This is a genomic window from Serratia sp. PGPR-27 (genome assembly GCF_022678525.1).
GTDB classification, from domain to species: domain Bacteria; phylum Pseudomonadota; class Gammaproteobacteria; order Enterobacterales; family Enterobacteriaceae; genus Serratia; species Serratia nematodiphila.
The window spans coordinates 84,684-96,458 of the sequence record NZ_JALBYS010000020.1 but is presented as its reverse complement, the minus strand read 5'-3'; the positions used below and the strand labels follow the sequence as shown (position 1 = coordinate 96,458).

Genomic DNA, 11,775 nt, shown 5'->3' with positions numbered 1-11,775 from the left:
GGCCAGCATCGACCGTGCCGGCGTGGATAAGGTGAAGCTGCATACTGGGCGTTTTACAGAGTCAGACGCTAACAAAGTGATGATCGGCCGCCTGGAAAAAATCTTGAAGGGAGAACTGCCTCCCACCGATACTGACAGGCGATTTTATACACATGAGATCAGGGAATTGGAGCGTTATCGCAATTTGGGTATTAGAGATGGATCGGTGCCAGATAATCAAGGAGAAGTGTGGAATAATACGCATACTGCGACGTTGGAAGATTATCAATTAGGCAACAGCGAGGCTTTGCTCTATACGCAGGAGGCTTTAGACGCTGCTGAACAACAAGAGTTGAGGATGCTAAAATGATTGATTTAGAACGCTTGGCAAAAGAAGAAAAAATTTCTGACGTCATTGCCTTTTTGGTGAGAAATGAGGATGGGTTTGGTTATCCCCAAATGGATCGATTCTTTAGTCGCCATAATTTTACAGTAATTGGGAATGGTGAATTCAGACGGGTGTTCGAACAGTTACGTCAGAATGGCGTTATTGAATGGGGTGACAAAATGCTTGTTAAAAAAGGCCCCAACTGGAAAGAGCCGAAATTTGTAACCGAGAAAAAATACGGTATCGAATAGCTATAGTTATGCTCTGATTAGTGCATTTTTAACCCCCAGCAAACGAAATTTTGTTGGGGGTTTTCTTTTGGTGATGTACCGGGCAGAACGAAACTAATAAACCTAGTACCGATCGGGTCGGCACCGGTATTAGGCAGCCGGACAGCATCGTGGTCACCACCTTCCCGGCGGATGTGGTGCAGGATCTGCAAGATTTTATCCTGTGGCAGCCGGATGCGACGGAGATTGGTGTAGAGGCCACCTATGTGATGGTGCGCAGTCCGAGATATACTCCGGGTAAAGTGAGCGGCAAAGGACAGCAAGTGGGAGACGGCTGGTTGAATACAGCGGGGCAGTTCCCAGCCAGATTGCGGATAAACTGCATGGGCGAGAGTTTGCGAGCTTTGACGCGTTTCGTAAGGCGTTTTGGACTGAGGTGGGGAAAGATCCTGAGCTGAGCAAACAATTCAAGTCGGGGAACTTCGGCGATATCCAAACAGGTAAAGCACCTGCGCCTAGAGAAACGGAGCAGGTGGGGGGCGTGTTAAATATGAATTGCACCACGTAAAACCGATCAAAGATAACGGTGAGGCTTATGATGTTGATAATATCAGCATAACTACTCCAAAGCGCCACATTGAAATTCATAGAGGGAGTTAATGAGATGGAAAAGAAAACAATATCTGATTATACGGAAGCGGAGTTTTTAAACTTCGTGAAAAAAATTTTTGATGTGCAAAATACGACGGAAGAGGAGGATATAAGGAATATTCTCGAGTTTAAACGGCTGTGTGAGCATCCTTCAGGATCCGATCTTATCTATTACCCAGATGAAAACAGGGAGGATAGCCCTGAAGGTGTCGTAAAAGAAGTCAAAGAGTGGCGTTTCAAGAACGGGAAACCAGGCTTCAAACAAGGGTAACCGTGTCTAATCGTCTTATGATGATCAAACGGTAATGAGCACTTCAGAAGCGCCCAGCAAACTAGCGTTTGTTGGGCTTTTTTTGGTATTTCAATCAACTAACCTAGCTATCAGAAGGTGTTACGAAACTCGAGTTAAACTCCATGACAACAAGTGGGGACGGCTGGTTGAATAAACCTGGCTGGCTCCTAGCCAAATCGCCAGTGCATACCGGCACCGGCATCAGGCAGGCGGACAGCATCGTGGTCACCACCTTCCCGGCGGATGTGGTGCAGGATCTGCAAGATTTTATCCTGTGGCAGCCGGATGCGCTGGAAACCGGGGTTGAAGCTGTTTATGTGATGGTCAGTGATCCGCTGGACTCGGGGCGTTTTACGCGTCAGCAACTGGATAAAAAGTACAAGCACGCGAGTGACTTTGGTGTTGCGGACACCAGAAAAAACAGAGAGACTCTGACTCAATATCGCGATGCGCTCGAGGCCCATTTGAAGGATAAGGATACGGTAGAGAAAGGGACTTATAGAAGAGAGAAAGGGGCTAAGGTGTTTTTCAACTCAAGAACAAATAATGTCGTTGTGCTTGATAAAAATGGGGTGTTTATATCAGGATGGCATTTAACGCCAGGAACCCCACAGTATAATGGCTATATAAATACAGGAGTCTTATGATGAGTATGAAATTAATAGAAATAGCAAGGGAGCTTGTAAGCTCAAAGTTAACTGCCGATGATTTTGAGTCGCAATTCTTCACAATATGGAAGGAGGAAAGCAACTCAGGACAGCTAGCGAAGGATAGCCAGCGTGTTGGCGAATGCGCGTCAGAGCTTTTTATTCTTGCTGACTGTTATACATCTCAGCCGAATCGTAGAGAAAGTGAGCTAGACGCTGATGGATTAAAAAAGGAAGTGAAGGATACTTTGGAGCGTTTCCACCTTCTTTGATTTTTAATTCTAAGATTAGAGATATACGCTAAGCAGTTTTTTATCGATGGTGTTTTAATCTCCGAATGGAAGATGGATCCAACAGAAGAAAATGGAAAGATATATTTGGATACGGGGGTTTTATGAGTAGAATGAGACTTGTTGAGCTTGGAAAAGAATTCGTAGAGAATAAAATAAGCGCGGAGGGTTTTTCTGAGAGCATTGTGAAAGAACGACGCAAATTATATGGTTATGAAGAAATAGATAAGCAGGTTGATAAATGCAGTGGAGAGCTTTTCATTCTTGCTGACTGCTATAATCCTGCGTCTGATCGAGCGGAATCTGAACTGGACGAAGTTGAATTGAAGAAAGAAGTAATTACTGTTCTTAAGAAATTTAATTTTATCTGAACATGGATTTAACGAGTAGTAAAAAGAGCTATCAGAATTTTTTAGTGAAAACAAAGTATATGCTCAATAGATGAGAGTCTATTGGGCATTTTCTTTTTTTCACGGTGATAAGGACGTGAAGAGCTAATTTAATGCCGGTTGCTCGGTTGCCCAGCAAGGTCCGGCATCAGGCAGGCGGACAGCATCGTGGTCACCACCTTCCCGGCGGATGTGGTGCAGGATCTGCAAGACTTTATCCTGTGGCAGCCGGATGCGCTGGAAACCGGGGTTGAAGCTGTCTATGTGATGGTCAGTGATCCGCTGGACTCGGGGCGTTTTACGCGTCAGCAACTGGATAAAAAGTACAAGCACGCGAGTGATTTTGGTGTTGTGGACACCAGAAAGAACAGAGAGACTCTGACTCAATATCGCGATGCGCTCGAGGCCCATTTGAAGGATAAGGATACGGTAGAGAAAGGGACTTATAGACGAGAAAAAGGATCTAAGGTGTTTTTCAATCCTAACACAATGAACGTTGTTGTTTTAAAAGAAAACGGCGATTTCTTATCAGGGTGGAAGATAAATCCAGACGCAGATAACGGTAGGATATATTTAGATACGGGGGATTTATGAATCGGATGACAATTATTGATCTGGCTAAGAGTTTTCTAAGTAAAGAGGTCGGGGCATTGGAGTTCTCCGAAAAAATATGTGTAGAAAGACGTATGCTCTATGGAGTTAAGGATCAGGATAGAGACGTTATGAATTGTGGGGAAGAGCTATTTATGATAGCTGAAGTTTACAATCCTGATTCAGAACGTGCTGATTATGAACTTGATGATGCCGGATTGCGTGCCGCAGTTATAACGGCACTGGAAAAATTCAATTTTATCTGAACACATTATTAGAATGGGTGCTCTCGTAGATTTGAACTTATCTGAGTATTAGGGACGGTAGAAAGAACCGCCTACATAGTGACAGAATAGTTAACAAAAGTGACCCTTACGCCCAATAGACGAGAGTCTATTGGGCATTTTCTTTTTTTCACGGTGATAAGGAAGTGAAGAGCTAATTTAATGCCGGTTGCTCGGTTGCCCAGCAAGGTCCAGCATCAGGCTGGCGGACAGTATCGTGGTCACCACCTTCCCGGCGGATGTGGTGCAGGATCTGCAAGATTTTATCCTGTGGCAGCCGGATGCGACGGAGATTGGTGTAGAGGCCATCTATGTGATGGTGAACAAGCCCTATGGTGAAACCAACGCCAGGGGCAAATACAGCGGTCGTGAATACAACACCAATAAAGCTGGAGGCCCCATTCAGAATCTGGATTGGAAAGGGGCCAGCATCGACCGTGCCGGCGTGGATAAGGTGAAGCTGCATACTGGGCGTTTTGAACAGACCCCGGAAAACCAAGTGATGATTGACCGTTTGGATAAAATTTTGAAGGGGGATCTACAACCTACTGACACTGATAGGCGATTTTATACTCATGAAATCAGAGAGTTGGAAAGGTACAGGAATCTTGGTATAAAAGATGGTGAGGTTCCGCACAGTGTTCAAGAACAGAAGGCCGTATGGAATAATACTCATACTGCTACGCTTGAAGACTATAGAATAAATGAAAAGGAACAGGCGCTTTATACAGATGGGGCCCTACAAGCCGCATATGAACAGGAACTGAAAGATGCTATGGGAGGGAAGAAATAATGCCTTTAAAAGATATCGTTAAAAATGAAAGTGTAGAAGATGTGCTAACTTTTTTGGGGCCGACCTCTGATTACCGTAAATTGGATCGGCTATATACCTATAATCGCTTTGATGCAATTTCCAGCGGGGAGCTCTCTTCTACTTACGATGCATTATTCCAAAAAGGGGTGCTTCAAGATCAAAATGGAAAAGTAGTGAAAGGCCCCAATTGGAAAGAGCCGAAATTTGTAACCGAGAAAAAATACGGTATCGAATAGCCATAGTTATGGTCTGATTAGTGCATCTTTAACCCCCAGCAAACGAAATTTTGTTGGGGGTTTTCTTTTTTGGCTGGTGGGGGCGCCATAACCTGAGCCTTGTGCCGGGTGGCTAAAGTAGCGGCGCCCGCTCTTTTCGTCGCCTGGGCTAACGTGCGGATACCATAGTTAAAACGGGACGCTTGCGATCGGCATAATCGCTTGCCGTAACAAGGCGTTGCTCATAGTGTGGAAGCCTATTCCCCACGCATAAGGACCGCATGATGAGCACCGAATACCGCATCGCCGGCTCGTATTTGACGCAGTTCGTTCAGGCGATTTGGCGCCAGGCCGGCAGCACGGCGCGCGAAGCCGAGCTGGTGGCCGATCACCTGGTGCAGGCCAATCTGGCCGGGCACGACTCGCACGGCGTCGGCATGATCCCCAGTTACATGGCATCGTTGGCGCAGGGGCAATTGCAGCTCAATCAACATGCCGAGGTGGTGCGCGACGCCGGCGCGGTGCTGACGCTCGACGGCGCGCGCGGCTTCGGCCAGGTGGTGGCCAGCGAAGCGATGGCGCTGGGCATTGAACGCGCCGGCAAGCTGGGCCTGGCGGCGGTGGCGCTGCACAACGCGCACCATATCGGCCGCATCGGCCATTGGGCGGAGCAGTGCGCCCGCGCCGGTTTTATCTCGATTCACTTCGTCAACGTGGTGGGCGATCCGATGGTGGCGCCGTTCGGCGGCAGCGATCGCCGCTTCGGCACCAATCCGTTCTGCGCCATTTTCCCGCGGCCGGGCCGCACGCCGCTGCTGTTGGATTTCGCCACCAGCGGCATCGCCTTCGGCAAGACTCGGGTGGCCTATAACAAAGGCTTGTCGGTGGCGGCGGGCTATCTGATCGACGAACACGGGCAACCCACCACCGAACCGAAGGTGATGCATGAAGCGCCGTTCGGGTCATTGTTGCCGTTCGGTTTGCACAAAGGCTATGCGCTGGCGGCGATGTGCGAGATCCTCGGCGGCGCGCTCTCCGGCGGCCGCACCACCCACGACGCCACGCTGAAAGCCGACAGCGACGCCATCTTCAACTGCATGACGACCCTGATCCTCGATCCTCAGGCCTTCGACGCCCCGCAAATGCAGGCCGAGGCCGAAGCGTTCATCGGCTGGGTGAAGGCGTCGCCGCCGAGCGGCGAACAGCCGATCGCGGTGCCGGGAGAATGGGAAGAGGCCAACCGCGCGGCGCGGCTGGAGCAGGGCATACCGATAGACGCCAATACCTGGCGGCAGATTTGCGCGGCGGCGGAGCAGGCGGGCATGGCGAATGAAGCGCTGGCCGGTTTTCGCGCGCAGGCGCGGCAAGCATAAAAAAAGCCACCCGATAGGGTGGCTTGTTCGCGTACTCGTAATCAGTCGTTAAAGTACCAATAGCCGCTGTTGACCAGCGCGGTCAGCAGCGCCAGGAACGACGGATCGTCCACCGCGTCGCCGAGCAGGGCGGCGTCAACGCTGAAGTGCTGGCACAGGGCGTCTGCGGCCTGCAGCTGGTCGGTGTCGATCAGCTCACCGTTGACGAAGCAGCGATCGCCGATGCGCAGCACGCGCAATCCGCCCAGGCGCTGCAGCGCTTCACCCTGTTGCAGCAGTTCGTAGATTTCCCCGGCCTGATACGGCGGCTCCGGCGGCGCCAGATCCAGCTCGTGGCGCGATTGGGAGATAAACTCGCCGAACCAGTGCTGGAAGTGTTCCGGCTGTTGCACCAGATCCAGCATCATCTGCCGTAAGGCGTCCACTTCCTGCGGCAGGATCTCCGCCGGGTGTTCGCGCAGTTTAACGTCCGGATCGCCGTAGCGCTTGCTGCCGAGCTCGCGCGCCAGCACGTAGTCGGCGAAGCCGCTCACCAGCTCGCGGCCGTTCGGCGCGCGGAAGCCCACCGAGTAGTTGAGCGCGTTTTCCAGCGCGTAGCCTTCATGCGGGAAGCCCGGCGGAATATAGAGAATGTCGCCCGGCTCCATCTCTTCGTCGATGATGGCGTCGAACGGTTCGACCTGCAGCAGATCCGGGTGCGGGCAGTGCTGTTTCAGCGGCGTTTTTTCCCCAACGCGCCAGCGGCGGCGGCCGGTGCCCTGAATGATGAACACGTCGTACTGATCGAGGTGCGGGCCGACGCCGCCGCCCGGCACCGAGAAGGAGATCATCAGGTCATCCATCCGCCAGTCCGGCAGTTGGCGGAACGGGCGCATCAGCGCGGCGGAAGGCTCATGCCAGTGGTCCACCGCCTGCACCAGCAGCGACCAGTTGTTTTCGCTCAGGTGGTCGAAGCTCTCGAAGGGGCCGTGCGCAACCTGCCAACGGCCGTCCTGGTGGCTGACCAGGCGGCTGTCCACTTCGTTTTCCATCGCCAGCCCGGCCAGCTCATCCGGGGAGATCGGATCGATAAAGTTTTTGAAGCCGCGCTTCAGAATCACCGGACGCTTTTGCCAATAACGTTGCAAAAAATCGTTCCAGTCCAGATCTAATTGATAATCCATGTTCTATTCCAGGATAGGGGAGTGAGCCTGAGTGCGATTATAACGGAAGTTTGGCCCCGTGGATCGGGGCCGCAGCGGCATAATTTACTCGTTGTGGTGGGTGTCGTGCTGGCGGGCGAAGGTGACCTGCATGCGCGCGCCGCCGAGCGGGCTGTCGCTGATGACGATTTCGCCGTCGTATTGCTCGATGATCTCCGCCGCCACCGACAGGCCAAGGCCCTGGCCGGGGCGCAGGGTATCCACCCGCTGGCCGCGCTGGAAAATCAGCTGGCGCTTGCTTTCCGGGATGCCCGGGCCGTCGTCGTCGATAACGATGGTGAGGTTTTTCTCGGAGTGCAGCGAGGTGATCTCCACGAACTCCAGGCAGTATTTGCAGGCGTTTTCCAACACGTTGCCCATCACTTCCATAAAATCGTTCTTCTCGCCCATAAAGGTCACTTCCGGCGAGATGTCCAGCGTGATCGCCACCCCTTTGCGCTGGTAAACCTTGTTCAGCGCCACCACCAGGCTGTCGAGCAGCGCCGGCACCGAGTGGATCTCGCGCGTCAACACCGTCTGGCCGGAGTTGATGCTGGCCCGGTGCAGGTAGTAACCGATCTGCTGCGAGATGCGCCCGATCTGATCCAGCATGATCGGCTCGGCTTCTTCGATGGTGGTTTGCTTGCCGCTGCGCAGCGAGCGCAGGGTGCTTTGCAGCACCGCCAGCGGCGTTTTCAGGCTGTGGGTCAGATCCGACAGGGTGGTGCGATATTTGGTGTAGCGCTGGCGCTCGTTGCGCACCAGAATGTTCAGATTGCGCACCAGCCCGCGCAGCTCGCTGGGTGGATTTTCGTCGAGCTGATCGCGCTCGCCGTTCTCCAGCTCGCCCACCTGATTGACCAGCGCCTTGATCGGCCGCAGGCTCCAGTAGGCCGCCAGCCACAGCAGCGGCACCACCAGCAGCAGGTTGGCCAACAGCACGTAGCTGAACCACTCCCACACCACGTCGGAGCGCTGCAGCTCCTGCGGAATGCTGTCGACCACCACGATGGTCAGCGCCGGCAGGCGAGGCGTGGCGGCATAGGTGTTGACCGCCACCGAGTGGGTCAGCGCGTTCTGATCGGTATCGTCGTAATTCTTCAGCTGATCCTGCGCTTTGGGGTTGTCCCCCAGCACTTCGCTACTGACGCGGGTGTCGGTGTCGATTTCGTAGAAGCCGGACTCCTCCAGCCATTCCTTGTTGATCAGCTTCTCGAGCTCCGGCACCTTGCGCTGGCTCCACAGCAGGTTGCCTTTATCGTCGTAGATAAATACCAGCGTCGGGAAGTTGAGATCGAGATCGGGGGGAATGGCGATGGTGAGCTTGTTGTCTTTCCACTGCGCCAGGCTGAAGAACAGGTTGCTCTCGCCGCGCAGCAGACGGAAGGCGGTTTTGTCGAAGCTGACGATATAGCCGACGACCGCCACCAAACCGTAAGAGAGCGACAGCGCCAGGATCACCCCGGCGGTCGCCATCAGGAAGCGGGCACGCAGCGAAAACGGTTTTTTATTCTTGTTGAACATCATGTTCACTTCGCGTCAAAACGATAGCCCTGGCCACGTACCGTGGTGATCACTTCATGCGGGTATTCCGCCTGCACTTTCTTGCGCAAGCGGCCCATCAGCACGTCGATGGTGTGGCTTTCACGCAGTTCGGCGTCCGGGTAGAGCTGCAGCATCAACGAATCCTTGCTCACCACCTTGCCGGCGTTGCGGATCAGGGTCTCGATGATGGTGTATTCAAAGGCGGTCAGCTTGATCTGTTGATCGTTGACGCTCAGTTCGCGGCGCGACAGATCGATCTGGAACGGCGGCAGCACGATCACTTGCGAAGCCAGGCCGCTGTTGCGGCGCATCAGCGCCTGCATGCGGGCGATCACTTCTTCCAGGTGGAACGGCTTGGTGACATAGTCGTCGGCGCCGGCTTCCAGCACCGCCACTTTGTCCTGCCAGCTTTCGCGGGCGGTCAGCACCAGGATCGGCAGCTTGGTCTGATGGGCGCGCCAGCGGCGGATCAGGCTCAGGCCGTCTTCACCCGGCAGGCCGAGATCGACGATGGCGATATCCGGCGCGTGTTCCTGCAGGAAATAATCGGCTTCCTTGGCGTCTTCGGCCGCGTCGACCTGATGGCCCATCTCGCGCATCTGAACGGAAAGGTGGTGACGCAGCAAACCATTATCTTCAACAACCAGTACTCGCATGGCGAACTCCTGTGACTATGCGGGTGAACGTCCTGTCACCCACGCGATAAAAGGGAACACGCTCTGCGGCGTGTCAGGGAATAACGCGGCCACCTGAACCATTTTGACAAAAAGTGCTGAGGCTATGGTAGGTATAACCCGCCCGGCTCGCAAGAGAGCCGAAGCAATGTATTAAAATAAGCGTTATCAATTTGTTCGCCGACATTATCGACAAGCTCTGATAAACGTCGGATAAACAGCGGTGGGGCAACATTAAACGCAACTTAAACGCCCCGGGCATTGCCCGCGAAAGGGAAGTGTGAGCCGGGGCGCTTGATAAGCTTTAAAGGTACTAATAAGGTATTATTGAGGCAACGGTACATTTTCTCAGGAGCGACGGATGAAGCAGTTAACCCAGGCAGAACGCATAGCGGGCGCACTTTACGGACAGATGCTGGGCGACGCGCTCGGCATGCCTTCCGAGCTGTGGCCGCGCGAGCGGGTTAAGCGCCATTTCGGCTGGATAGACGGTTTTCTCGATGGGCCGGCGGAGAACACCGCCGCCTGTTACTTCAAGGCCGGGCAATATACCGACGATACCGCGATGGCGTTAGCGCTGGCCGATGCGCTGCGGGAAGCGGAAGGCGAGGTGGTGCCGGAACTGATCGCCCGCAACGTGATCCGCTGGGTGGACAGTTTTGACGCCTTCAACAAGAACATTCTCGGCCCCAGTTCCAAACTGGCGTTGAGCGAGCAGAAGGCGGGCACGCCGATCGCCGAGTTGGAAAACAACGGCATCACCAATGGCGCGGCGATGCGCATTTCGCCTTTGGGCTGCGTGCTGCCGTCCGCGCCGCTGGAGGATTTCTGCCAGCAGGTGTGGCTGGCCTCCAGCCCGACGCACAAATCCGACATCGCCGTCGCCGGTGCGGTGGCGATCGCCTGGGCCGTCGCGCGAGCGGTAGAGGGCGCGGACTGGGCCTCAATTCGTCTGGCGCTGCCGGGCGTGGCGGAGTATGCCCAGCGCCGGCAGGAGACGACGTTCAGCCCCTCGCTGGCGGCGCGCATCGAGTTGGCGTTTCAGGTGGTGGATGAGGCCGCCGATCCCGAGCAGGCCTCTGAGCGGATATATCAACTGATCGGCGCCGGGGTGAGCACCATCGAGTCGGTGCCGGCGGCGCTGGCGATGGTGCAGCTGGCGCAAACCGATCCTACCCGTTGCGCGGTGCTGTGCGCCAACCTGGGCGGCGATACTGACACCATCGGCGCGATGGCCACCGCTGTCTGCGGTGCGCTGCACGGTGCAGAAGCGATCGAACCCGGATTGCTGGCGGAGTTAAAACGGGTGAATCCGCTGGACGTTGAGGCGTATGCCCAGGCGTTCGTGCGTTTTCGCCGCCGCCGGCAGGGCGAGGCGTAACGGATCAGCTTTCGCTGGTAAACTCGTACATGTCGCTGCGGCAGAAGCTTTCGCTGTATTCGACAGGCTTCTTGCGGTGGTCGAACAACGTCTGGCGCACGATCAGCAGCGGCATCGGTTCTGATAGCTGCAGCGCCTGGCGGATATCGTCGTCGGCCATCGCCGCGCTGACCTGGCTGCGCAGCGAGCCCATCTCCACGCTATTGCGCCGGAAGTAGTCGTAGAGCGAGATGCCAATCTCGTCGATGTTGGCAATCGCCGCCGCCACCACGTAGGACACCGCCACCGACATCGGCCGCCGATCGATAAAGTGAATGCGCTTGAGTTGGTAGATCGGCGCTCCAACCGCCAGCTGGAGCCTTTCCGCCAGTTCGGCGCTGGCCGGCACCCGCTCGCGGCTGATCCATTGCGTGTCCGGCTGACGCCCCTGTTGCGCCGCCTCGCGCGAGAACCCTTTGATGTCCGCTAAGGAATAGCGCAGCTTCGGCGCGGGCCGTTGCGGCTGGATGAAGGTGCCGTAGCCGCGTGAACGGCCAATGATGCCGTCTTGCTCAAGGCAGGCCAGTGCTTTGCGCACCGTGATGCGCGAGATGCCGAGCCGTTCGGTGAACAGGCGCTCGCTGGGCAGGAAATCCCCCGCGCTCAGCAATCCTTGCTCGATAGCCTGGCGCACCGAGGCGTTAAAGCGCAGATACAACGGCATCGCGCCCGCGCTGGCCAGATCCTGCAGCAGTTTTTCCAGCAGACGCTGGTTGATCTCCTTGCTCATAGCTGACGGAAGTCCTGTAGCCGCAATGCGATGGCTTATTTAAGGGGATTTCGCCGGGCAGCGCAACTGCCGCCGCCGCTGG

15 protein-coding genes and 2 pseudogenes are annotated in these 11,775 nt (G+C 54.9%); 13 read left to right on the top strand and 4 right to left on the bottom strand.

Annotation, left to right across the window (positions count from 1 at the left end):
- From MMS95_RS13110 to MMS95_RS13055, 12 genes and pseudogenes are all read left to right on the top strand, one after another.
- Positions 1 to 349, top strand: a pseudogene (locus MMS95_RS13110) (S-type pyocin domain-containing protein); the annotation flags it as partial.
- Positions 346 to 618, top strand: a complete 273-nt coding sequence (locus tag MMS95_RS13105) for a hypothetical protein (RefSeq protein ID WP_015377598.1) — start codon at positions 346 to 348, stop codon at positions 616 to 618. The pseudogene MMS95_RS13110 and the gene MMS95_RS13105, both read left to right, overlap by 4 nt.
- A gap of 119 nt (positions 619 to 737) precedes the next feature.
- Positions 738 to 1,257 (top strand): annotated as a pseudogene (locus MMS95_RS13100) (S-type pyocin domain-containing protein); the annotation flags it as partial.
- A gap of 4 nt (positions 1,258 to 1,261) precedes the next feature.
- Positions 1,262 to 1,519: a bacteriocin immunity protein gene (locus MMS95_RS13095; RefSeq protein ID WP_015377595.1), complete on the top strand. Its 258-nt coding sequence runs from the start codon at positions 1,262 to 1,264 to the stop codon at positions 1,517 to 1,519.
- A 143-nt stretch (positions 1,520 to 1,662) separates the two neighbouring features.
- Positions 1,663 to 2,187: a colicin D domain-containing protein gene (locus MMS95_RS13090; protein ID WP_103085662.1), complete on the top strand. Its 525-nt coding sequence runs from the start codon at positions 1,663 to 1,665 to the stop codon at positions 2,185 to 2,187.
- Positions 2,184 to 2,459: a colicin immunity domain-containing protein gene (locus MMS95_RS13085; RefSeq protein WP_230199829.1), complete on the top strand. Its 276-nt coding sequence runs from the start codon at positions 2,184 to 2,186 to the stop codon at positions 2,457 to 2,459. Before MMS95_RS13090 ends, MMS95_RS13085 begins: the two co-directional genes overlap by 4 nt.
- A gap of 122 nt (positions 2,460 to 2,581) precedes the next feature.
- Positions 2,582 to 2,848, top strand: a complete 267-nt coding sequence (locus tag MMS95_RS13080; RefSeq protein WP_242141764.1) for a colicin immunity domain-containing protein — start codon at positions 2,582 to 2,584, stop codon at positions 2,846 to 2,848.
- Between the two features lie 186 nt (positions 2,849 to 3,034).
- Positions 3,035 to 3,460, top strand: a complete 426-nt coding sequence (locus tag MMS95_RS13075) for a colicin D domain-containing protein (RefSeq protein WP_242141763.1) — start codon at positions 3,035 to 3,037, stop codon at positions 3,458 to 3,460.
- 5 nt (positions 3,461 to 3,465) lie between these two features.
- Positions 3,466 to 3,723, top strand: coding sequence for a colicin immunity domain-containing protein (locus MMS95_RS13070; protein WP_242141762.1), 258 nt, complete (start codon positions 3,466 to 3,468; stop codon positions 3,721 to 3,723).
- Between the two features lie 235 nt (positions 3,724 to 3,958).
- Positions 3,959 to 4,534: an S-type pyocin domain-containing protein gene (locus MMS95_RS13065; RefSeq protein WP_103085837.1), complete on the top strand. Its 576-nt coding sequence runs from the start codon at positions 3,959 to 3,961 to the stop codon at positions 4,532 to 4,534.
- Entirely contained in the window at positions 4,534 to 4,791 is a 258-nt protein-coding gene (locus MMS95_RS13060) for a hypothetical protein (protein WP_015377593.1), read from the top strand. Before MMS95_RS13065 ends, MMS95_RS13060 begins: the two co-directional genes overlap by 1 nt.
- Before the next feature lie 263 nt (positions 4,792 to 5,054).
- Positions 5,055 to 6,143, top strand: coding sequence for a malate/lactate/ureidoglycolate dehydrogenase (locus MMS95_RS13055; RefSeq protein ID WP_103085836.1), 1,089 nt, complete (start codon positions 5,055 to 5,057; stop codon positions 6,141 to 6,143).
- 41 nt (positions 6,144 to 6,184) lie between these two features.
- Here MMS95_RS13055 and MMS95_RS13050 read toward each other — a convergent pair whose 3' ends face one another.
- From MMS95_RS13050 to phoP, 3 genes are all read right to left on the bottom strand, one after another.
- Positions 6,185 to 7,306: a cupin domain-containing protein gene (locus MMS95_RS13050; RefSeq protein ID WP_015377600.1), complete on the bottom strand. Its 1,122-nt coding sequence runs from the start codon at positions 7,304 to 7,306 to the stop codon at positions 6,185 to 6,187.
- A gap of 84 nt (positions 7,307 to 7,390) precedes the next feature.
- Entirely contained in the window at positions 7,391 to 8,848 is a 1,458-nt protein-coding gene (gene phoQ, locus MMS95_RS13045; protein ID WP_049240262.1) for a two-component system sensor histidine kinase PhoQ, read from the bottom strand.
- Positions 8,849 to 8,853: 5 nt separating this feature from the next.
- On the bottom strand, positions 8,854 to 9,525 hold the full coding sequence (phoP, locus tag MMS95_RS13040) for a two-component system response regulator PhoP (RefSeq protein ID WP_004941169.1): 672 nt from the start codon (positions 9,523 to 9,525) through the stop codon (positions 8,854 to 8,856).
- Between the two features lie 379 nt (positions 9,526 to 9,904).
- On the opposite strand from phoP, the gene MMS95_RS13035 reads away from it, so the two are divergent.
- Entirely contained in the window at positions 9,905 to 10,924 is a 1,020-nt protein-coding gene (locus MMS95_RS13035) for an ADP-ribosylglycohydrolase family protein (RefSeq protein WP_033645924.1), read from the top strand.
- 4 nt (positions 10,925 to 10,928) lie between these two features.
- Here the strand turns inward: MMS95_RS13035 and MMS95_RS13030 are convergent, their stop codons facing one another.
- Complete coding sequence (locus MMS95_RS13030) at positions 10,929 to 11,693, bottom strand: GntR family transcriptional regulator (RefSeq protein WP_049240221.1); 765 nt, start codon at positions 11,691 to 11,693, stop codon at positions 10,929 to 10,931.
- Positions 11,694 to 11,775 lie beyond the last annotated feature (82 nt).